This is a genomic window from Streptomyces microflavus, assembly GCF_014650075.1.
Classification (GTDB): Bacteria; Actinomycetota; Actinomycetes; order Streptomycetales; family Streptomycetaceae; genus Streptomyces; species Streptomyces microflavus.
The window spans coordinates 215,099-236,893 of sequence record NZ_BMUG01000007.1 but is presented as its reverse complement, the minus strand read 5'-3'; the positions used below and the strand labels follow the sequence as shown (position 1 = coordinate 236,893).

20 protein-coding genes are annotated in these 21,795 nt (G+C 71.9%); 12 read left to right on the top strand and 8 right to left on the bottom strand.

The annotated features are described in order from the left end of the window. Positions 1-37: 37 nt before the first annotated feature. Both IE264_RS21545 and IE264_RS21540 read right to left on the bottom strand, forming a co-directional pair. Positions 38-310, bottom strand: a complete 273-nt coding sequence (locus IE264_RS21545) for a DUF4031 domain-containing protein (protein WP_015610378.1) — start codon at positions 308-310, stop codon at positions 38-40. Continuing rightward, on the bottom strand, positions 307-675 hold the full coding sequence (locus tag IE264_RS21540; RefSeq protein WP_032758853.1) for a DUF8819 family protein: 369 nt from the start codon (positions 673-675) through the stop codon (positions 307-309). Before IE264_RS21540 ends, IE264_RS21545 begins: the two co-directional genes overlap by 4 nt. A 105-nt stretch (positions 676-780) precedes the next feature. Here IE264_RS21540 and IE264_RS21535 point away from each other — a divergent pair, with 105 nt between their 5' ends. The 4 genes from IE264_RS21535 (at position 781) to IE264_RS21520 (ending at position 5,015) form a co-directional block, all read left to right on the top strand. Further along, positions 781-1,698, top strand: a complete 918-nt coding sequence (locus IE264_RS21535) for a MurR/RpiR family transcriptional regulator (RefSeq protein WP_015610376.1) — start codon at positions 781-783, stop codon at positions 1,696-1,698. 57 nt (positions 1,699-1,755) lie between these two features. Continuing rightward, entirely contained in the window at positions 1,756-2,715 is a 960-nt protein-coding gene (gene murQ / locus IE264_RS21530) for an N-acetylmuramic acid 6-phosphate etherase (RefSeq protein ID WP_032758852.1), read from the top strand. A 51-nt stretch (positions 2,716-2,766) separates the two neighbouring features. Beyond that, complete coding sequence (locus IE264_RS21525; protein ID WP_032758851.1) at positions 2,767-4,275, top strand: PTS transporter subunit EIIC; 1,509 nt, start codon at positions 2,767-2,769, stop codon at positions 4,273-4,275. A 110-nt stretch (positions 4,276-4,385) separates the two neighbouring features. Next, positions 4,386-5,015 (top strand): NADPH-dependent F420 reductase, encoded by a 630-nt coding sequence (locus IE264_RS21520; protein WP_032758850.1) that lies wholly within the window; start codon positions 4,386-4,388, stop codon positions 5,013-5,015. A gap of 12 nt (positions 5,016-5,027) precedes the next feature. Here the strand turns inward: IE264_RS21520 and IE264_RS21515 are convergent, their stop codons facing one another. Beyond that, positions 5,028-5,645, bottom strand: coding sequence for a Uma2 family endonuclease (locus tag IE264_RS21515; RefSeq protein ID WP_032758849.1), 618 nt, complete (start codon positions 5,643-5,645; stop codon positions 5,028-5,030). Between the two features lie 222 nt (positions 5,646-5,867). Here IE264_RS21515 and IE264_RS21510 point away from each other — a divergent pair, with 222 nt between their 5' ends. Further along, positions 5,868-7,727 (top strand): PP2C family protein-serine/threonine phosphatase, encoded by a 1,860-nt coding sequence (locus IE264_RS21510; RefSeq protein ID WP_032758847.1) that lies wholly within the window; start codon positions 5,868-5,870, stop codon positions 7,725-7,727. After that, the gene (locus IE264_RS21505; RefSeq protein WP_032758846.1) at positions 7,727-8,155 is read left to right on the top strand and encodes a response regulator; all 429 of its coding nucleotides are present in this window, start codon (positions 7,727-7,729) and stop codon (positions 8,153-8,155) included. Before IE264_RS21510 ends, IE264_RS21505 begins: the two co-directional genes overlap by 1 nt. Positions 8,156-8,176: 21 nt before the next feature. Here the strand turns inward: IE264_RS21505 and IE264_RS21500 are convergent, their stop codons facing one another. After that, positions 8,177-10,672: an ATP-binding protein gene (locus tag IE264_RS21500; RefSeq protein ID WP_032758845.1), complete on the bottom strand. Its 2,496-nt coding sequence runs from the start codon at positions 10,670-10,672 to the stop codon at positions 8,177-8,179. Positions 10,673-10,735: 63 nt separating this feature from the next. Beyond that, on the bottom strand, positions 10,736-11,197 hold the full coding sequence (locus tag IE264_RS21495) for an SRPBCC family protein (RefSeq protein ID WP_032758843.1): 462 nt from the start codon (positions 11,195-11,197) through the stop codon (positions 10,736-10,738). Positions 11,198-11,387: 190 nt separating this feature from the next. Between IE264_RS21495 and IE264_RS21490 the strand changes: the two genes are divergently transcribed. Continuing rightward, the gene (locus IE264_RS21490; protein ID WP_015610367.1) at positions 11,388-11,741 is read left to right on the top strand and encodes a PRC-barrel domain-containing protein; all 354 of its coding nucleotides are present in this window, start codon (positions 11,388-11,390) and stop codon (positions 11,739-11,741) included. 125 nt (positions 11,742-11,866) lie between these two features. Here IE264_RS21490 and IE264_RS21485 read toward each other — a convergent pair whose 3' ends face one another. Beyond that, positions 11,867-12,103: a hypothetical protein gene (locus IE264_RS21485; RefSeq protein WP_015610366.1), complete on the bottom strand. Its 237-nt coding sequence runs from the start codon at positions 12,101-12,103 to the stop codon at positions 11,867-11,869. Next, a complete protein-coding gene (locus IE264_RS21480) occupies positions 12,093-12,335 on the bottom strand; it encodes a hypothetical protein (protein ID WP_015610365.1) in 243 nt (80 codons plus the stop codon). The genes IE264_RS21485 and IE264_RS21480 overlap by 11 nt, the downstream gene beginning before the upstream one ends. A gap of 259 nt (positions 12,336-12,594) precedes the next feature. Between IE264_RS21480 and IE264_RS21475 the strand changes: the two genes are divergently transcribed. Next, positions 12,595-13,638, top strand: coding sequence for a LacI family DNA-binding transcriptional regulator (locus tag IE264_RS21475; RefSeq protein ID WP_015610364.1), 1,044 nt, complete (start codon positions 12,595-12,597; stop codon positions 13,636-13,638). Positions 13,639-13,749: 111 nt separating this feature from the next. Here IE264_RS21475 and IE264_RS21470 read toward each other — a convergent pair whose 3' ends face one another. Continuing rightward, a complete protein-coding gene (locus IE264_RS21470; protein WP_032758842.1) occupies positions 13,750-16,581 on the bottom strand; it encodes a glycosyl hydrolase in 2,832 nt (943 codons plus the stop codon). Between the two features lie 236 nt (positions 16,582-16,817). On the opposite strand from IE264_RS21470, the gene IE264_RS21465 reads away from it, so the two are divergent. From IE264_RS21465 to IE264_RS21450, 4 genes are all read left to right on the top strand, one after another. After that, entirely contained in the window at positions 16,818-18,122 is a 1,305-nt protein-coding gene (locus IE264_RS21465; protein WP_015610362.1) for an ABC transporter substrate-binding protein, read from the top strand. 167 nt (positions 18,123-18,289) lie between these two features. Continuing rightward, positions 18,290-19,270 (top strand): carbohydrate ABC transporter permease, encoded by a 981-nt coding sequence (locus IE264_RS21460; RefSeq protein ID WP_015610361.1) that lies wholly within the window; start codon positions 18,290-18,292, stop codon positions 19,268-19,270. Next, positions 19,267-20,178 (top strand): carbohydrate ABC transporter permease, encoded by a 912-nt coding sequence (locus IE264_RS21455; RefSeq protein WP_015610360.1) that lies wholly within the window; start codon positions 19,267-19,269, stop codon positions 20,176-20,178. Before IE264_RS21460 ends, IE264_RS21455 begins: the two co-directional genes overlap by 4 nt. Positions 20,179-20,347: 169 nt before the next feature. Further along, positions 20,348-21,775 (top strand): GH1 family beta-glucosidase, encoded by a 1,428-nt coding sequence (locus IE264_RS21450; RefSeq protein ID WP_032758840.1) that lies wholly within the window; start codon positions 20,348-20,350, stop codon positions 21,773-21,775. Positions 21,776-21,795: the final 20 nt, after the last annotated feature.

Sequence of the window (21,795 nt, the reverse complement as noted above, 5' to 3'; positions counted from 1 at the left end):
CCGCCCGCCCCGGCACCCACCGGCGTGGGCGGCCGCACTACCCCGGCGCCGCCCGCCCCTTCGGCCGCCGGAGCCCGGCGGCGGTGAGGCGGCGCACCAGCTCCTTCGAGCCGATCTCCCGCGCCCCCGCCCGTACGGCGTCCGCGTAGTACGCCTCCGGCACGTCGTAGTGGTCGCGCTCGAAGGCGCGCGGCGGGCAGCCGATCACGGCGGCGAACGTGTGCAGCTCCTCGAACGACACGTCGCTGACCAGGTGCGACCAGAGGCGGCCGTGTCCGGGCCAGGTGGGCGGGTCGATGTAGAGGGTCACCGCCGCAATACCTCGCCCAGCGCCCCCACCGGCGCGACGGCCACGGCCGCCTTCGTGCACACCCAGTGCGGGTCGGGCCCCAGCTCCGGCTCGACGTCCAGCGCGTGCGGCTCGTCCTCGGCGCAGGCGGGGCAGAGCGGCCACCGCCCGTACTTCTCCAGCAGGGCGTCCTGCACGTCCTGGGCGATCAGCCCGGCGACGAACTCCGCACCCTCGGGCCACTGCTCGACCCACCACCGGCGGTGCGTCACCGCGTCCTCGACGAACGAGACGACGTCGGCCTCGGCGACATCGCCCGCGACGAGATCGGCCATGACCAGTGCGCGGGCGGTGTGCAGTGCCTGCTCCAGGGGGTTCAGCTCCATACCCCCATTGTGCGGCCCGCGCGCGGAAGCCCCACCGCCAGAGGCGGAGACCACAGGACCACAGGGGGGGTTGACGGACCCCCGGGTTGAAAATATCTTTCAGATGTGACCCAAGACGTGAAGGAAATTTTCAGCGGCGACTCCCCGCCCGCCCCCGCGGCCCTCGCCGCGAAGGTGCGGACGCTCGCGCCCTCCATGACCCGCTCCATGCAGCTGGTCGCCGAAGCCGTCGCGGGCGATCCGGCCGGATGCGCCGCCCTCACCGTCACCGGTCTCGCCGAGCTCACCGGCACCAGTGAGGCGACCGTCGTCCGGACCGCCCGCCTCCTCGGCTACCCCGGCTACCGGGACCTGCGCCTCGCCCTGGCCGGGCTCGCCGCGCACCAGGAGTCCGGCCGTTCGCCGGCCGTCACGGCGGACATCGCCGTGGACGACCCGATCGCCGAGGTCGTCGCCAAGCTCGCCTTCGACGAGCAGCAGACCCTGGCGGACACCGCCGCCGGGCTGGACACCGTACAGCTGGGGGCCGCCGTGGCCGCCGCGGCGACCGCCCGCCGCATCGACATCTACGGCGTGGGCGCCTCCTCCCTCGTCGGCCAGGACCTGGCGCAGAAGCTGCTCCGCATCGGCCTGATAGCCCACGCCCACGCCGACCCGCACCTCGCGGTGACCAACGCCGTGCAGCTGCGCGCCGGCGATGTGGCCATCGCGATCACGCACTCGGGCTCGACGGGTGACGTCATCGAGCCGCTGCGGGTCGCGTTCGACCGGGGGGCGACCACGGTCGCGATCACCGGGCGGCCCGACGGACCCGTCTCGCAGTACGCCGACCACGTCCTCACCACGTCCACCGCCCGCGAGAGCGAGCTGCGCCCCGCCGCCATGTCGAGCCGGACGAGCCAGCTCCTGGTCGTGGACTGCCTGTTCATAGGCGTTGCCCAGCGGACGTACGAGACGGCCGCGCCCGCCCTCGCCGCCTCCTACGAGGCGCTCGCCCACCGCCACAACCCGCGCACCCGCTGACCCCCGCACGACCCGTACGAGAACCAGCACGAGCACGAGAAAGCAGAGCCGCCCTCCATGACCTCCACCACCGACGCCTCCGGCACCACCGACAGCTACGGCGAGCTCCGCGCCCAGCTGGCCACGCTCACCACCGAGGCGTTCCGCCCCGAGTTCGCCGAGATCGACCGGCTGCCCACGGCGGAGATCGCCCGGATCATGAACGGCGAGGACGCCACCGTCCCCACCGCCGTCGCCGAGCGGCTGCCGCAGATCGCCGCCGCGATCGACGCCGCCGCCGAGCGCATGGCCCGCGGCGGCCGCCTGATCTACGCGGGCGCGGGCACCGCGGGCCGGCTGGGCGTGCTGGACGCCAGCGAGTGCCCGCCCACCTTCAACACCGACCCCTCCGAGGTCGTCGGGCTGATCGCGGGCGGCCCGTCGGCCATGGTGAAGGCCGTCGAGGGGGCCGAGGACAGCAAGGAGCTGGCCGCCGCCGACCTGGACGCGCTGAAGCTGAGCGCGGACGACACGGTGGTCGGGATCTCCGCCTCCGGCCGTACGCCGTACGCGATCGGCGCGGTCGAGCACGCCCGCGCGCAGGGCGCCCTGACCATCGGCCTCTCCTGCAACGCGGACTCCGCGCTGGCCGCAGCCGCCGAGCACGGCCTGGAGATCGTCACCGGCCCCGAGCTGCTCACCGGCTCGACCCGGCTGAAGGCGGGCACGGCCCAGAAGCTCGTCCTCAACATGATCTCGACCGTCACGATGATCCGGCTCGGCAAGACGTACGGGAATCTCATGGTCGACGTCCGCGCTTCCAACGAGAAGCTCCGGGCCCGCTCCCGGCACATCGTCTCCCTCGCCACCGGCGCGTCCGACGCCGAGATCGAGGCCGCGCTCGCCGCCACCGACGGCGAGGTCAAGCACGCGATCCTCGCCGTCCTCGGCGGGGTCGACGGACCCACCGCCGCCCGGCTCCTGACCGAGTCGGACGGCCACCTCCGCGCCGCCCTCGCGGCCGTACGCACCACCTGACCCACCCGGGTACCCCAACCCCACCCCCCGCACAGCAAGGCACCGAGCACCATGGCCACAGAAGACAAGAACCGCGCCACCGCCGCCGCGATCCTGCCGCTCGTCGGCGGGGCCGCGAACGTCGCCTCCATCGCCCACTGCATGACCCGGCTCCGCCTTGGTCTGCACGACCGTTCCCTCGTCGACGACGAGGCGCTGAAGGCCCTGCCCGCCGTGCTGGGGGTGGTCGAGGACGACACGTACCAGATCGTGCTGGGTCCGGGCACGGTCGCCCGGGTCACCCCGGAGTTCGAGCAGCTGGTGGAGGAGGCCCGCGAGGCCGCCCCCGCGCCGGTCGCCGCCGTCTCGGCCGAGGAACTGGCGGCACAGGGCGCGGCGATCAAGGCGCAGCAGAAGGCGAAGAACGCCACCCCGTTCAAGCTGTTCCTGCGCAGGATCGCCAACATCTTCGTGCCGCTGATCCCGGCCCTCATCGGCTGCGGCATCATCGCGGGCCTCAACGGCCTGCTGGTGAACCTGGGCTGGCTGCCGGCCGTGACACCCGCGCTGGCGGCGATGGCATCGGGCTTCATGGCGCTGATCGCGGTGTTCGTGGGCTACAACACGGCGAAGGAGTTCGGCGGTACGCCGATCCTGGGCGGTGCGGTCGCGGCGATCATCGTCTTCCCGGGCGTCGCGAACATCGACGCCTTCGGCCAGACGCTCTCCCCCGGCCAGGGCGGTGTGCTCGGCGCGCTGGGCGCGGCGGTGCTGGCGGTGTACGTGGAGAAGTGGTGCCGCCGATGGGTGCCGGAGGCGCTGGACGTCCTGGTCACCCCGACCCTGACGGTGCTGATCTCCGGCCTGGTGACGATCTTCGGCCTGATGTACGTGGCGGGCGAGGTGTCCTCGGCGATCGGTACGTTCGCGGACTGGCTGCTCGCCAACGGCGGCGCGGGCGCGGGCTTCGTGCTCGGCGGCCTCTTCCTCCCCCTGGTGATGCTGGGCCTGCACCAGGCGCTGATCCCGATCCACACCACCCTCATCGAACAGCAGGGCTACACGGTCCTGCTCCCGATCCTCGCGATGGCCGGAGCGGGCCAGGTGGGCGCGGCGATGGCCGTCTACTTCCGCCTCCCCCGCAACGAGTCGATCCGCCGCACGATCAGGTCCGCGCTCCCGGCGGGCCTGCTGGGTGTCGGCGAGCCCCTGATCTACGGCGTCTCGCTCCCACTGGGCCGCCCGTTCATCACGGCGTGCGTGGGCGGCGCGTTCGGCGGCGGCTTCGTGGGCCTGTTCAACCAGCTCGGCGACAAGGTCGGCTCGACGGCCATCGGCCCGTCCGGCTGGGCCCTGTTCCCACTCGTGGACGGCAACCACGGCCTGGGCACGACGATCGCGATCTACGCGGGCGGGCTGCTCGTCGGGTACGTCGCCGGGTTCGCCGCGACGTACTTCTTCGGGTTCAGCAAGGACCTGCTGAGCGAGTTCAACGTCTCCCAGAAACCGACCCCGTCGACGGTCGCCGCCACGGGCAACACGCACCCCGGCTCCCCGGCGAAGGCCCCCGCAGGGGTCTGAGCCCCCCGCCGGGGCGGGGCCTGAGGACGGGAGGACTACGCCTCAGGCCCCACCCCGCCCCCTCCTGCCGCCCGATGCGTCCCCCGGCTCCCGCTGGCTAGCGTCGCCCCATGCGTATAGGACTGCTCGGCACCGGAAATGTCGCCCGCGCCCTGGCCCACGGCTGGCGCACCGCAGGACACGACGTCCTCCTCGGATCACGCCGGCCGGAGGAACGGACCGGCCTCGATCTCCCCGTCGCGGGCCTGGGCGAGACGGCCGCACACGCGGAGGTGCTCGTCAACGCCACGCCGGGAGGCGTCTCCGTGGCGTTGCTGCACTCCATCGGGGCCCCCGCGCTGGCCGGGACCTTACTGATCGACGTCGGGGTCGGCCTCTCGGACGACTTCACCGAGCTCACCCACCCCAACAGCAGCCTGGGCGAGCTGATCCAGGAGGCCTTCCCCCTGACCCCCGTCGTCAAGACGCTCTGCACGATGGACTCCACCACCATGACCGCCCCCGGCGAACTCACCGAACCGGGCACGGTCTTCCTCTCCGGCGACGACATCGAGGCCAAGCGGACCACCGGCCACCTCCTCACGGACCTCGGCTGGCCGCCCTCCTCCCAGCTGGACATCGGGGGCATCACCACCGCACGCGGCCAGGAGCACTTCGCGTTCCTCTTCATGGGGATCGCGGGCGGGGTGGGGTCGCACACCTTCAACATCAAGGTGGTGACCCGCCCGCGGACGGAGTAGGGGCCCGTACGCCTACGGAGTGACAGCCCCCGGGGACTCCTCCGTCGGGATCGACACGTCGAAGGGCGCCGGGAGGGCCAGCGGCTTACCGAAGGGCGCCGCGTCCGTGTGCTTGAACGTGCCGTCCTCGTTCGGCTCCGTGAACAGCGTGGACATCGGGCCCCGGGTGTCGAAACGGTCGATCAGGAGGTACATCGGGACGCCCGCACGCGCGTAGGCGCGGTACTTCTTGGTCCGGTCCTCCCGCGCGTTCCCCTTCGATGTGATCTCCACGATGAGCAGCGCCTCGGCGGCGTCGAGCGGGTCGCTGGTGTCGGGATCAGCCGTGTTGATCAATTCGGTCGGCATGATCACGAGGTCAGGCACGTACAGCTTGCCGAGCGGCGCCACGTGGATGCCGAGGGTCTGGTAGATCCCGAGTTCTTCGGGAAGCCCTCGGTAAAGGCGTCGCTGCACCTTCGCGGCGATGCCGCTGTGATGTGCGTGCGGCGGTGGTACCAAGACGATCTGTCCTTGGTCGATCTCGGCGCGCCACCCCTCGGGCACGTCCAGTTCCCGCCATGTCTGCAGCAGGTAGTCCCACGCGCGCGCATCCGGTGCCTGGCCGTCCTCGACGAACGCTGCGGTCATCGCGGGTCCCCTCTCCGTGGCCTTGCCGAGAGGCTAGATCGGAGGTTTCACAGCTGTACCCCGCTTCTCCCGGCGCCCCACGGACGAGTGGCCGCGCACAGGGCAGCACGCCCGCCCCCGTGATCCCTGCCACGGCATGAAATCCGGCCTGCCGGTCATACTGGCCGAGTACCGGAGACACGGCCGAGTACGGGAAACCAGACGGAACCGGAAGGCGGGGACATGGTCGACGACACCTGGTCCAGTGCGCTGCACCGGCTCTGGCAGGCCGCCTCGCGGGCCGAGGAGGTCTCGGCGCTGGCCGACGACGTCTACGCACCGCTCCTCGCCACGCCGGGGGTCCACCTCGTCGTGGGCACGCGGTGGGAGGACCCGCAAATCCTGCGGTACATGCGCGCCCTGAGGGCCGGGAGCGACAGCCCGGTGATCACGGCGACGGCCCGGTCCGTTCCGGAGGCGGCGGTACGGGAGCCGGGGGACGAACCCGTGGTGACCCGGATCCCCGTGGCCGGGCTCGACGACGCGGGGTGGCCGGAGGCGGAGCTCCTGCGGCGGACGCCGGAAGCGACCTTCGTGGTCTGCACGTTCCGGCTGGACCACCGGGGCTGGGCCTCGCTCGGTGTCGGCGTCGACGCCTCGGCGGACGTGGCGGCCGTCGAGGGCCGGCTGGCCCAGGCCGTCGACGTCATCGTCGCCTGCCACACCGGCATCATCCAGCGCGGCCGAGAGGCCCGGCGGGGCGCGGACGACGCGCTGCTGGCCGAGGCCTCGCTCCAGATGGACTCGTCCCTGGACGTGGAGGAGACCCTGCGGCGGGTGGCCCGGATCGCCGTTCCGGCCGTCGCCGACGGGGCGCTCGTCCACCTGCTGCGCAGCGAGGGTCCGGAGTTCGTCTCCGCCACGCACGTCGCCGTCCGGCAGCAGCGTGCGCTGGAGGAGATCGGCCGCGAGAACCTGTGGCTGGCGGCGCTGCTCGCCCGCCGGAGCGAGGACGAGGACACGGTGTTCCTGAGCGGCCCCGAACTCGACGGCTCGCCCTTCGCCGACACAGCCGAAGCCACCGAAGCCACCGAAGCCACCGAAGCCGATGGTGATGGTGACGGCGCGAGACCGGTGGCGGCCGAAGCCGACCGCCACTCCACCGTCATCAGCATCAGCACGCTCCGCGCCCGGGGCCGCGTGGTCGGCAGCATCACCTTCGTCTACCAGCGGCCCGAGGCCCGGCTGCCGGGCAGCGCCTTCCTCCGCAGCCTGGCCACCCGGGCCGCCCTCTCCATCGACAACGCCCTGCTCTACGAGCTCCGCCGGCACGCCGTCCTCTCCCTCCAGGAGCACCTGCTCCCCTCGCAGCTCCCCGTCACCGACCAGTGGGACCTGTCCGCCAGCTACGAGGTCGGCGATCCCATGCTCGACGTGGGCGGCGACTTCTACGACGCCGTGCCCCGGCCCGACGGGTCCATCGCCCTGCTGATCGGCGACGTCTGCGGGCGCGGCGCGGAGGCGGCGGCCCTCACCGGGCTGGCCCGCCACACCCTGCGCACCCTGCTGGAGCAGGGCACCGACCCGGGCACCGCCCTCAGCCGGCTCAACCGGGCCCTGCGCCAGGAGCGGGCGAGCCGCTTCCTCACCGCGGTCGTCGCGACCCTGGCCCCCCAGGCCGACGGCACGGCGCTGCTCACCACGTGCAGCGCGGGGCACCCCTCGCCCCTGGTGCTCCGCAGCGACGGCACGGTCTCCGAAGTGCTCACCGGCGGGCTCCTCCTCGGCGTCCTGGACGACGTCTCGTACGAGAGCCACGAGGAACGCATCGGCCCCGACGACACCGTGGTGCTCTTCACCGACGGGCTCACCGAATCACGGGAGGCGGGCGGCGCCTTCTTCGAGAGCATCCTGCCGGTGCGGCTCGCCGCCCTGCGCGGTTTCGACGCCGCCCACATCGCGGAGAGCCTGACCCAGCAGGCCAAGGCGTACCGCGCCTCCGGGCAGGACGACATCGCCCTGCTCGTCGCCCGCTGGACCGGCGTTCCGCCCGGCGCGGACCTGCTCCCCCACCCCCTGCAGCTGGTAAAGGCGGCCCGGTGATGAACAGCGACGGCCTGATCCTCGTCGTGGAGGACTCGGAAGAGGACACCGAGGCCATCCAGCGCGCCCTGTCCCGGTCCCACCCCTCCCTGCACGTGGAGTTCGCCCCGCGCAGCCACGCCGTGCTGGACCGCCTCCTCGACCCCGCCGCCCCCACACCGGATCTGGTGCTGCTCGACCTCAACATGCCGGGCGTGAACGGCCTGACCCTCCTGACGAACCTGCGCGCGAACGCCGCGTGCGCGTCCCTGACCGTGGTGGTCTTCACCTCGTCCACCTCCTCGGCCGAGGAGGACGCGTGCTACGCGGCCGGCGCGGACAGCTACATCTACAAGCCCGTCAACTTCGAGCTGTTCCAGACGGTGCTGCGGGGCGCGGTCGACTTCTGGATGACGCACCGGGCGGACGGGCGCCGGGCCGCCGGGTAACCCGCGCCCGCCGGACACGCCCTACCGCTCCTCCACCGCCCCGCCCAGCGTGAACCACACCGCCGTCCCCGGGCCCCCGCCCTGCGGCCGGCTGCCGTCCGGTGCGGTGGCGGGGCTCTCCAGCCACAGCCGGCCCCCGTGGCGTTCCACGATCCGCTTGACCACGGCCAGGCCGACGCCCGAGCCGCCGCCCCGTTCCTCGCGGCGGTGCAGCCGGCGGAACAGCTGGAGGACGTCCTCGTGCTGCTCGGGCGGGATGCCGATGCCGTTGTCCCGTACGACGACGGCGGTCACCTCCCGCCCGGCCGCGCCGCCCGGCTCCGCCACCGAGGCCGCCTCCACCCACACCCGCCGCTCGCCGTCGCCCTCGTCCGCCGCGTACTTGGCCGCGTTGACGAGCAGGTTCTCCAGCACCTCGCGCAGCCGCGCCCGGTCGGCGCGCAGGCGGGGCAGAGGGGCGGGGCGCACCAGCGTCACGCCCTGCTCCGCCAGCCGGTCACCGGCGACGAGCAGCGCGTCGTCCACCACCTCGTCCAGCGACAACAGCTCCTGCTCCAGACCCACTTGACCGAGGAGCGAGAAGTGCAGCAGGGAGTCGAGCAGCCCGTCCATGCGCTCGGCGAGCCGCCGTACCGTGGTCAGACGGCGCAGCGAGGTGGCGTCGAGCACGGCACCGGCGTCCTCGACGATGAAGGCGGCCGCGTTGGAGATGCCCCGCAGCGGCTCCTTCAGGTCGTGGGCCGCCGCGTGCGCGAAGGAGTCCAGGTCCTCGTTGGTCCGGGCGAGCTCCGCGTTCCGCGCCGCCAGCCGGCCGCTCAGCAGGCCCGACATCTCCCGCCACAGCTCCCCGGCCACCACCCGCTGCGCGGGGGTCCACGGCGCGCTCCGCCCCCGTACGGTCGCCCGGTGGACGGCGGACGAACCGCGCGGGGTCAGCCGCTCACCGCCCGGCCCCGTCCGCACCGGGCGGGCCGGATCGGCCGCCCACTCCCGGGGCGCGGGCAGCTCGTGCCGCCACCAGGCCAGCAGGTCGCCGTCCCGGTTGAAGGGGAGGAAGAGGAGACCCGCGGGCACCCCCTGGGCCTGGGCGTCCGCCGGTTCGAGGCCCAGCAGCTCCGGGACCCGGTCGCTGCTCCACACCTCGCCCACCGGACCGGAGTCCGCCAGCCGCTCCAGCAGGCCGCGCAGCCCGGCGGGGAGCGGGTCCCCCGCCGTCGGCGTCCCCACACCCCGCAGCAGCACCGCCCCGTCGGCGTGGAGGAGTTCGGCCAGCCCCTGGACAGGCCCCATCAGGGCGTCCGGCGCCTGGGCGGAGAGCCGGGCCAGCAGCGTGGCGAGCGCGCGCCGGTACCCGGAGAGCTCGTCGGCCTGCTCGCGCTCGGCGACGGCAGCCAGTTGCAGGGACAGCGCGATCCCGAAGAACTCGCAGGCCGCCCGCACTTCGGGGGTCAGCCGCTTCGGCTCGTCACCGTGGCACGCGATCAGGCCCCACAGTTCACCGTCGTGCAGGAGCGAGACCGACATGGACGAGGCCACACCGATGTTGCGCAGATACTCCAGGTGGTAGCCGGAGACGGTACGGAGTATCGAGCCCGACAGGTCGAGCGGTTCGCCCGTCCCCTCCCGGAGCTCCGGGAGCAGCCCCACCGTCGCGTCGTCCACGTCACCGATGACCCGGATCCAGTTGCGGGCGTAGAGGCGGCGGGCCTGCGGCGGGATGTCGCTTGCGGGGAACCACAGCCCGAGCCACGGCTCCCGCCCTTCGTTACGCGCTTCCGCGATGACCTGGCCGGGTCCGTCGGCGCCGTCGAACCGGTAGGCGACCACCCGGTCGTAGCCGGTGAGCGCCTGGACCTCGCGGACGGCGGCCGCGCAGCACTCGGTGACGTCGGCCGCCCCCTGGAGCCGGTGCAGGGCGCGGCGGACCCGGGGGTAGAAGTTCTGGAAGACGAACGGCCCGTCCGCGGCCCGCGGTTCGAACTCCAGCACCAGCAGCTCCGCGACCCGGTGGACGGTCACGTCGAAGGGACGCACCCGCCCGTCGTCCGACTCCAGCGAGAGGGCCAGCACCCCGGAGGCGGCGGGCCCGCCCGGGGAGGCGGCGGCGGAGTCTCCCGCGGCCGGGGCTGCAGCGGCGGCGGAGCCTCCCGAGGCCGGGGCGGCAGCGGCGGCGGAGCCTCCCGGGGCCGGGGCGGAGACCACGGCCGGGCCCTCCAGGCCCGCCGCCGCCTCCATGCTCTCCAGCACCAGCGCCCACTGCTCCTCCCCGATCAGCTCCGTGACCGGCCGCCCCACCAGCTCCGCGGCCGCCCGGCCGAGCAGCTCGTCCGTGTTGCGGCTCACCGTGTCCACCACGGCATCGTGCGGCCGGGCGGCGACCAGGGCCCCGTACGACTGGACACCGCCGAGCAGGTGGATCGGCTCCCGGACGCACTGGGAGAGGTCGAACTCCTGGCTCACTCCGGCCTCGGCCGCCACCGCTTTCGGGGAGAGCCATCCCCGTACCTCGTCGGACACTGCCGTTTCTCCGTTCCGCCGCCCGTCGTCCCGCTCGCGTCTTCCTACCACCGGGCCGTGCTCTCAGGGCGCGGCGTCCCCGCAGTGGGCGAGCACCGCGCGCGGCATGGTCCGGGTGATCTCGTCGCCGAGCCGCTCGAACTCCCGGCGCAGGAAGGGGTCGGCGAGCCGGGCGATGCCCTTGAAGCGGATGTGCGCGTGGTACGTGATCCTGGTCGCGCCCTCGCCCTCGGCCCGGAACGTGAGGTCGTCGGTGGAGACGGCCGTCCTGTTGGTGCCGACGAAGACCAGCCGGTCGGACTCCTTCACATCCAGCCGGTACATGAGCTCCGTGCGCCGCCCCCGGAACTCGGAGACGTTGTGCCACCTGGCACCCCGGGTGACGGTGGCCCCGGCCGGTCCGTCGGCCGGGGTGCACTCCCGCGTCCCCGGGTCCCACTCCTTGGCCCGGGAGAAGTCGGCGAGATACTCCACGACCCGGTCCAGCGGGCACGGGACGGTGAACGAGCGCCTGACGTCGACCACGATGACTCCTCAATTCCTCGTACGGAAGAAGACATGACCTCAAGGGTCCATACCAGGACGAAAACCACCTGCCCGCCCCAGCCTCCCGTACACCCACCCAGGCCTTCTCGCCGTGCGGCGGAAGCATGTGTCGAGCGGTTCTCCCCGGGCACACGGAGTCCAGCGGATCCATCAATTGATTGGAGCCACGATGAGCGACTCCCTGTGGGGCTACCAGCCGTCGAGCGGTCACACTGCGGGCACCGATCTCTCCGGATACTCGGTGGAGGCGACCGACGGCGGTATCGGCAAGGTCGACAAGCACAACGACGAGGCCGGCTCCGCCTATCTGCTGGTCGACACCGGGGCCTGGATCTTCGGCAAGGACGTCCTGCTCCCGGCGGGCACGGTCAGGCGCATCGACGCGGAGGCCCGCAAGGTGTACGTGGACCTCACCAAGGAGCAGGTGAAGGACTCGCCGGAGTTCGACCGCCACCGACAGGCCGAGGACCCGGGCTACCACGCCCAACTGTCCGCGTACTACATGGCTTTCCGCATCATGTGATCCGGATCCGGATCCGGATCCGGATCCGCGTACGCCCGCCCCCGGACGCGCGTACGCCCCCGAACGGCGGCGGGCCCGACCCCGAGGAGGGGCCGGCCCCGCCGCCTCACGCGTACGCCCCCCGTTCAGCGCGGCAGCTGCCCCTCCCGGTTGATCTCCGTCACCCGGGCCCGCAGGACCACGCCCGGCGGGGCCGGCTGCAGGGCATCCGGCGGGCAGGACCACTCCGGTCCGCCGCCCGGCGGCCGCAGCCGCACGTCCTCCCCGGCCAGGCCCATCACCCGGCCCACGCGCCCGTCCCGGCCGTCCACCGCGAACGTCCCCGGCTCGGGCGTACACCGGTCGAGTCCCTCAGTCGCCATGACCGCTCCCCTTCTCCGCCAGCACCTCGCACAGCCGCAACGCGGTGTCGATGTTGCAGCGGCCCAGGTCGACCAGTGGCGTCGGCTCGTTGCCCGCGCACGAGACGGGGTCGACCCGCAGCGAAGGCAGCGTCACGCCCAGCCCGGCGAGCCCTTCCTTCAGCTGTGCCACCGCGTCCTCCGCCGTCCGCACTCTGTCCGCCGCCACCCTGCGCCGCTCCGTCGCTTCCATGCTGCACACCTTCCACTCTGAGTAATGGCAATGCCTACCCAGCGTGTCCAACGCGCAACGGGCCAGGAAGAGGCGCTGTTCCGGCAACCGGCTGCTGCGGAACGGCCGGGCGCGCCCCGCCGGCCCGCACAGCCCGGCCGCGTACGGGAAGCGCTCTCAGTCATGCGCCGCCCCGGCGCTAGGCTGTAGCCGATCCGGCGACGGCACAGGCCAGCACCACCCCGCGTGCCGCCGCCCCCGTCGACGAGGAGCGACCGCCTTGCCCGAGCAGTCCCCCGGGTCCCGGCCCACCCTGGAAGCCGTCGCGGCGCGTGCGGGGGTCTCCCGGGCCACCGCCTCACGGGTCGTCAACGGGGGCGACGGAGTCCGCAAACCGCTGGTCGACAAGGTGCTCAAAGCGGTCGACGAACTGGGCTACATCCCCAACCACGCGGCCCGGACCCTGGTCACCCGGCGGACCGGCGCGGTGGCCGTCGTCATCGCCGAGCCGGAGATACGGATCTTCTCCGACCCCTTCTTCTCGCAGCAGATCCGGGGCATCAGCAAGGAGCTGACCGCCCACGACACCCAGCTCGTCCTGCTGCTGGTGGAGGGCCCCGGCGACTTCGACCGGATCGCGCGCTACCTCTCCGGCGGGCACGTGGACGGGGCGCTCGCCTTCTCCCTCCACACCGACGACCCGCTGCCCGCGATCACCCGGCGGGCGGGGATTCCGACGGTGTACGGGGGCCGGCCCAGCTGGACCGCCGACCCCGGTGACCAGGCCGTTCCGTATGTCGACGCCGACAACCGGGGCGGGGCGCGGGTCGCCGTGCAGTATCTGCGGGACCTCGGGCGGGAGCGGATCGCGCACATCGGCGGGCCGCCCGACCAGACCTCGGCGATGGACCGCCTCGACGGCTACCGGGACGTGCTCATCGACGTGGACCCGACGCTCGTCGCCGAGGGCGGGTTCACCGTGGAGAGCGGGGCGCGGGCGATGGCCGAGCTGCTGGAGCGGCGGCCCGACCTGGACGCGGTGTTCGTCGCCAACGACCTGATGGCCTCGGGTGCGCTGCGGGTCCTGCGGGAGCGCGGGGTGGCCGTGCCGGAGCAGGTGGCGATCGTCGGGTTCGACGACATGGACTCGGTGGCCGCGACGACCGACCCGCCGCTGACCACCGTCAACCAGGACATCGAGGGCCAGGGACGGCTGATGGCCCGGCTGCTGCTGCGCGGCCTGGACCGGGACCGTACGGGGAACGGCCCGGCGCCGGACTCGGTGATCACCCCGACGACGCTGGTACGACGGGCCTCGGCGTAACGCCTGGAGCATGAGTACGGCGGGCCTCCGCCCTGAGGAGCCGGAGACCCGCCGCACCGATCGTGCCCGTACATCAACCTGCTTACACGTACGGGGTGTTCACCGTTGCGTCTACACGTACGGGATCCTGAGCACCGCCGCGTCCGTGCCCGTCTGCACCTGGGACGTGCCGTTGCCGAGCGCGTTCCAGATCTCCAGGCGGACCGTGCCGTTCTTGAGCTCGCCCAGGCTGCCGGTGGTCGCCTGCGCGCCGACGGCCTGCGTGTACTCCTCCCAGCCCGCGACCGGGTCGGTCGCGAAGTAGCGGAAGGTCTCGGTGCGGTCGAACGTGCCGTCGCCGGTCAGGTCGTAGCTGACCCTGACCTGCGGGGCGAGCCCGACCTTGGTGCCCGCGTCCACCCGGAGGCGGAACGCGGTGGCGGCCCCCGCGGAGACCTTGCCGTTGACCTGCTTCACCTGGTAGACGGTCGGGCGGTACGGGGTGCCGTCCCGGTTCAGGCCGTCGGCCGAGGCGATGGTGTCGGCGCCCGCCGGGTCGGTGGTGGCGGTGGTGAGGACGCCACCGGTCTTCAGCCGGAAGGTGTTGCCGGTGGAGGGGTTGCCCGGCTCCTCGGGCTCCTCCGGCTCCTCCGGGTCCGGATTTCCGCCGCCGGGGCCCGTGCTGGTGGCCGTCGAACGGGCCGGTACGGACAGGGTCTTGCCGTCCGAGAAGGTCACCGTGCGCGTGGTGGAGCTGTGGTTGTGGGCGGTGTAGGTGCGGGTGCCGTTCTTGGAGAAGACGGCGGAGGTGGGCAGGTCGCCGTTGACCGTCATGTCCGGGGCGCCGAGCGTGTTGAGGGTGTTGATCCAGTGGTAGGTGTGGGCCCTGGACTCACCCTGCTCGGGTTCGTAATTCCCGTTCACACTGTCGTACTTGGCCTTCGCCGACGTCGGGTCGGAGAGTGCCTCGAACTCCCAGAGGAGGTCGCGCCACTCCTGGGCCGGGCCGCCGTTCTCGCGCTCCATCTCGGCGATGTTCCGCTTGATGGCGGCCTTCTCGCGGGCCAGGTGGAGTGAACCACCCGTCACCGGGAGGACGTTGATGCCGTGGATCTCCTCCGGGTTCGCCGTCCACCAGGTGGAGTAGGAGGCGCCGCTGCCCCAGACCATGCCGACCGTGCCGTACTTGTACGAGGCGGGGAAGACCTGCTCGCTCGCGTCGAACCAGTACTGGGTGATCGCCTCGGACTCGGTCGTCAGCAGGTAACTGCCGAGGTCCCGGAGGTTGTTGTCACCGGTCGCCGCACCCCACAGCACCAGCCCGGCGCTGAGGTTGATGGACTCCGACGAGGACTCCTGGTTGTTGCCCGCCGCGAAGCCCTGGTGGCCGGAGGCCCAGCTGTGGCCCGCGTACACGTCGAAGCCGCGCAGGAAGGGGTACGCCGCGTCGGTGCGGCTCGGGTTGGCGGTGTCGCGGATCAGGTGCTTGATCATCGTGCCCCAGGCCGAGTCGGCCACCCAGGCCTGGTCGTACTGGGCGATGATCGCCGCCGCGTAGACGTAGTAGCTGTAGTGGAAGTGGTGGTCGTTGAGCTCGGTGTCGCTGCCGTACGAGGCCGGGTAGCCGGTGAGGGTCTTCCAGTCCTTGTCGTAGCTGAACTCACTGGCCCCGCCCGCGGTGAACCACTCCTGGAGCCTCCCCTTCATCAGGCCGAGGAGCTTGTCGCGGGTGGCGGTCTGGCCGATCTGGTCGGCCACGGGCACCAGCTGGGCGAGCTTGCCGAGCGCCTTGCCGGTCCAGTAGGTGTCCGAGGCCCCGGAGAAGGGGTCGGAGGCGTTGGCGACCTCGTTGAGGTAGCCGGTCAGCCGGGCCCGGTCGACGCCACTGGCGACGGGGAGCGCGGGCACCACGCCCTGGTTCTTCTGGCTGGTGGTGAAGGAGGCGGACTCGCGCACCTTCATCGTGCCGCGCGGTGAGACGTACGTGTACGGGGTCAGCGCGTCGGTCGTATGCAGCCACTGGTGGCGGTAGAGGGCCTGGAGCGTCCCGCGCTCCGTGCCCTCCCTGGCCTCCGTGGTCAGGGTGTAGGTCGCCCGCACGTTGCCGCCGGTGGTCTGCCAGGCCACCTGGGAGCCGGTGACGAAGCTGAAGGCGTACTTGCGGTAGGTCGCGAGCGCGTCCGTGGAGGGCAGCACGGCGAGCGAGAAGTAGTCCTTGGAGCCGAGCCCGGCGGTGATCGTGGTGCCGGAGATGTTCCAGTCGGAGCCGGTCGGGGCGAAGAGGGCGTAGTGGTGGCCGGCGACCGTGATGCCGACGACGTTCCCGTTGTCGGCGAAGACGGTGGGCGTGGAGGCGGTGGTGATGCGGGCGTCACCGCCGGACCCCTTGGCGTACACGAACGGCATGCCGTGGCCGATGGTGGCCCGGAAGGTGCGGGAGCCGTCCGCCCAGTACGGGGTGACCGTCCAGTCGGACCAGGCGTCGGCCTTGGTGTCGGGGGAGTTCAGGCCGGTCAGGCCGACGGTGAGGTCGGCCTTGTGGGCGTACTCGTACTGCCGGCCGTCACCGACGATCGCGGGCGTGGTCGGGTAGCCGACCTCCAGGCCGGAGGCCTTGGCCTGGTACGTGAGCGGGTGGCCGTACATGGGGGTGGAGTACGGGTTGTCGCCGTAGCGCTGGAAGGCGAGCGAGGACCACCAGTCGTTGGTCGGGACCGGCTTGTCCCGGGCGGCGGTGGTGAGCTTGGGGGTGACGGGCGCGCCGGTGTTCGTGGTGGGTCCGGACGTACCGGCGGGGCGTGCGTCGGTGTAGCTGCCGGCACCGGCGGGGATGGTGGCGGCGGCCGCTGGGGAGGCGGCGGGGCCCAGGGTGACGGCGGCCAGGGCGATGGCCAGGAGCGTCGCCGCTGCTGGTCTGGAGGCGAGTCTGGAGAGGGAGGCTTGCACGGGCAGCACCTCGATCATGGGGGGGCGAAGAGCGCATTCGAGAGCGCTCTCAAGTGCCAAGGAACGTAAAACTCCTGAAACCTAAGTGTCAAGAGAACGCACAGAGAAGGCAGTTGGGCGGTCGTCGGGTGTAACGCCAAGCTGTTATGCGTTCGAGTCTTGACGGGGAGGGGGTGGTGGGGGACGCTCCAGACGCAGGTTTTGAGAGCGCTCTCAAGGCGCTCGGTTCATCCCGAAGCCAAGGGAGGCTTCCCATGCCCATCGCCCGAGCCGCCAAGAGAGCCACCGCCCGCCTCGGCGCGGTCGTCCTCGCCGGGGCCCTCCTCGCCGCCTGTGGATCCAGCGACTCGTCGGACACCTCCGACAGCGCGGGCGGAAAGGTCACGCTCACCGTCGACCTCTTCGGGTCCTTCGGCTTCAAGGAAGCCGGGCTGTACGAGGAGTACCAGAAGCTCCACCCGAACGTGACGATCAAGCAGAGCGACACCCAGGACGAGGCGGACTACTGGAAGTCGCTCCAGACCCGCCTGGCCGGCGGCGGCGGTCTCGCGGACGTGCAAGGGGTCGAGGTGGGCCGGATCGCGTCGGTCACCCAGCAGCAGTCCGACAAGTTCCAGGACCTGAAGGAGTTCGGGGCCGACAAGCTCAAGGGCGAGTTCGCCGAGGCCAAGTGGTCGGCGGCGACCACCAAGGACGGCAAGGTCCTCGGCCTCGGCACGGACGTCGGCCCCGAGGCGATGTGCTACCGCACCGACCTCTTCAAGCAGGCCGGGCTCCCCACCGACCGCGAGGAGCTCGCCCAGAAGTGGTCCACGTGGGACGGCTACCTGGAGCTGGGCAAGGAGTACAAGAAGAAGGCCCCCGCCAAGAGCGCCTGGCTCGACAGCGTCGGCTCGCTCTACGGGATCATGATCGGCCAGGAGAAGGAGCGGTACTACGACGCCTCCGGCGAGCTGATCTACGAGAAGAACCCGGCGGTCAAGACGGCCTGGGACACCTCCGTGAAGGCGGCCGAGGCGGACCTGAGCGCCAAGCTCGACCAGTGGTCCCCGCAGTGGAACCAGGCGTTCGCCGCCGGTTCGTTCGCCACGATCCCCTGCCCGGCCTGGATGCTCGGCTACATCAAGGGCCAGGCCGGTGACGGCGGCCAGGGCAAGTGGGACATCGCCAAGCTGCCCGGCGGGGCCGGCAACTGGGGCGGCTCGTACCTCTCCATCCCGCGTGCGGCCAAGAACAAGGCGGAGGCGTACAAGCTGATCGAGTGGCTGACCGCCCCCGAGCAGCAGGCGAAGGTCTTCCAGAAGCAGGGCAACTTCCCCTCCTCGACGGGCGCCATCGCGAAGATCGCGGACGCCAAGGACGACTACTTCTCGGGCGCCCCGATCGGCCAGATCTTCGGTGACGCGGCCAAGGAGTCGCCGGTGCAGGTGCTGGGTGTGCACGACCAGAACGTCATGCAGCAGCTGACGAACGCGCTGAGCGAGGTCGAGCGCAAGGGCGTCTCGTCGGACAAGGCGTGGGAGACGGCGAAGAAGGGCGTGGCGAACGTGATCGGCTGACGCCGGCCCGCCGCTCCTCCCCTCCTCCCCGTCCTGCCCGGGGCCGGTCCACCGGTGTGCACCACGGTGGCCCGGCCCCACCCCCGTAACCCGTCACCCTCCCCCGACGGCCGGGGCCCATCCCCGTAACGCTCCTCTTCCCGCCCCCGATCCCGAAGGGCCGCATCGTGTCCCTCACCGCCACCGCGAAGGCCGGGCCCCGCAGCCCCGCCGACAGCGGACCCGGGCCCGACGACGGTCGGGCAGCCACCCTCCGGCGTACCTGGCGCAAGGCGTCCCCGTACGCCTACATCGCCCCCTTCTTCACGCTCTTCCTCGCCTTCGGCCTCTTCCCGCTCCTCTATACGGCGTTCGTCTCCCTCTACCGGGTCGAGCTCCAGACGAGCGGCGAGATGGAGTGGCGGGGCATCGCCAACTACACGGCGCTCTTCACCGACGAGTACTTCTGGATCTCGCTGCGCAACACGTTCACGATCGGCGTGCTGTCCACGGTCCCGCAGCTCGCGATGGCGCTGGGCCTCGCCCACCTGCTCAACTACAAACTCCGCGGCCGCACGTTCATCCGGACCGCGATCCTGCTCCCGTACGCGACCTCCGTCGCCGCCGCCACCCTCGTCTTCGCGCAGCTCTTCGGCCGCGACTTCGGGCTGATCAACTATGTGATCGGGCTGGTCGGCTTCGACCCGGTGGACTGGCAGACGGGGACGGTCGCCTCGCAGATCGCCGTATCGACCATCGTGATCTGGCGGTGGACGGGATACAACGCGCTGATCTACCTGGCGGGCATGCAGTCGATCCCGCACGAGCTGTACGAGGCGGCGGAGATGGACGGGGCCTCGCGCTGGAGCCAGTTCATCCACGTGACGCTGCCGGGCCTGCGCCCCACGATCATCTTCACCGTCATCATCTCGACCATCGGCGCGACCCAGCTCTTCGGTGAGCCGCTGTTGTTCGAGGGGTCGATCTCCGGCGGTATCTCGCACCAGTACCAGACCCTCGGCCTGTACATGTACGAGCAGGGCTGGGGCTTCTTCCACCTGGGCCGGGCCGCGGCCATCGCCTGGGTGATGTTCGTCCTGATCGTGGTGCTCGTCGGGGCCAACGCCCTGGTCGCGCGCCGCCGCGCACGCAAGGAGGCCGGCCGATGACCGCGCTCGCCGCACCGCCGACGGCCCCCGAAACGGGCCGCCCGCCGCAGGACCCGCCGGGCAGGCGCCTGGGCAAGGGGGGCGCGGGCCGGACGATGAAGGGCGGCTGGCTCTCGTACGTCATCCTCGGCTTCGCCCTGCTCATCTCGGCGTTCCCCTTCTACTGGACGATCGTCGCGGCCAGCCGGTCCAACGCGGACATGGCGAAGGTGCCGCCGAGCCTGCTGCCGGGCCCGAACCTGATCAAGAACTTCGAGCAGGTCCTCGAAGAGGCGAACATCGGCAAGGCGCTGCTGAACTCCCTGATCGTGTCGTCGTCGATCACCATCGGTACGGTCCTGTGCTGCACGCTCGCCGGATTCGCCTTCGCCAAGCTGAAGTTCCGGGGCCGGGGCGCGCTGCTGACGCTGACGATCGGGACGATGATGATCCCGCCGCAGCTCGGTGTGATCCCGCTCTTCATGCTGATCGCCGAACTCCAGTGGGTGAACCAGCTCCAGGCGGTCATCCTGCCGGGCCTGGTGTCGGCCTTCGGTGTCTTCTTCATGCGCCAGTACCTGGTGCAGTCGCTGCCGGACGAGCTGATCGAGGCGGCCCGCGTCGACGGCGCCTCCACGGCCCGCATCTTCTGGTCGATCGTGATCCCGATCGCGCGGCCGGGGATGGCGGTGCTCGGGATGCTGACGTTCATGACGGCGTGGAACGACTTCTTCTGGCCGATCATCGCGCTCTCCTCGCAGGAGCCGACCGTGCAGGTCGCGCTGCGGCAGCTCGGCGGCGGCTATGTCAACGACCAGTCGGTGATCATGGCCGGCACGCTGCTCGGCACGCTGCCGGTGCTGCTGGTCTTCGGCCTGCTGGGCCGGCAGATCGTCGGCGGCATCATGCAGGGCGCGGTGAAGGGCTGACCCGCACGCCATCACGCGGGACGTGTGAAGGGCCGATCCACACCCTCACGCGTGCCGCGCGAAGGGTCGGCCCACACCCTCACCCGGGCCGCGCGAAGGGCCGACCCGCACGCCCGCTCCTCCCCTCTGCTCACCCCCTCCTCCCCCTCACCCCTGGAGTGTCCGTCTCATGACAGCAGTCGATGCCCGCCCGGCGACCTCCACAGGCGCCCGCCCCGAGACCGGGACGGGACTCCGTTTCCCCGCCGGATTCCGGTGGGGCACGGCCACCGCCGCGTACCAGATCGAGGGGGCGGCCACCGAGGACGGCCGTACGCCCTCCATCTGGGACACCTTCAGCCGCACCCCCGGCAAGGTCCGCAACGGCGACACCGGTGACATCGCCGCCGACCACCTGCACCGGATGCCGGACGACGTGAAGCTGATGCGGGAACTCGGCATCACGGACTACCGGTTCTCCGTCTCCTGGCCCCGGGTCCAGCCGACGGGCCGGGGCCCGGCGGTGGAGCGCGGCCTGGACTTCTACCGCCGCCTGGTGGACGAGCTGCTGGGCGCCGGCATCAGACCGGTCGCGACGCTCTACCACTGGGACCTGCCGCAGGAGCTGGAGGACGCGGGCGGCTGGCCGGAGCGGGACACGGCACACCGGTTCGCGGAGTACGCGGGCCTGGTGGCCGGGGCGCTGGGCGACCGGGTGTCGACCTGGACGACGCTCAACGAGCCCTGGTGCGGGGCGTTCCTCGGGTACGGGAACGGGGTCCACGCCCCCGGCCGCACCAGCGACCTCGCCGCACTGCGTGCCGCGCACCACTTCAACCTGGCGCACGGAGCGGCGACCCGGGTCCTTCGGGACCGCCTCCCCGCCACGGCCGAGGTCTCCCTCACCCTGAACCTCCACGCCCTGCGCCCCCTGACGGACACCGACGCGGACCGGGACGCGGTGCGCCGGATCGACGCGGTGGCGAACCGGATCTTCCTGGACCCGGTCTTCCACGGGCGGCTGCCGCAGGACCTGGTGGCGGACACGGCGGCGGTGACGGACTGGTCGTTCGTGAAGGACGGCGACCTGGAGGTCACCTCCACCCCCATCGACTCGCTGGGCATCAACTACTACTCCCCCAGCGTGGTGTCGGCGGGCCGGTCCGAGTCCCCCTCCCCCTGGGCGGGCGCCGAGCAGCACACGGCGTTCACCCCGGCGGAGGGCCCCCGCACGGCGATGGACTGGCCGGTGGACGCGAACGGCCTGTACGAACTCCTGACCCGCCTGCGCGACGAACTCCCGGGCCTCCCGCTGCTGGTGACGGAGAACGGGGCGGCGTACGACGACTACGCGGACCCGGAGGGCCAGGTCCACGACCCGGAGCGGGTGGCGTACCTGGACGCGCACCTCGGCGCCGTACACCGGGCGATCGAGGAGGGCGTGGACGTCCGCGGGTACTTCCTGTGGTCGCTGCTGGACAACTTCGAGTGGGCGTACGGCTACAGCAAGCGCTTCGGCATCGTCCACGTGGACTTCGCGTCCCAGCGCCGGACGGTGAAGGACAGTGCGCGGTGGTACGCGGGGGTCATCGCGAGGGGCGGGCTGGAGCGGGACTGACGGGGGCGGCGGCTTGCCCG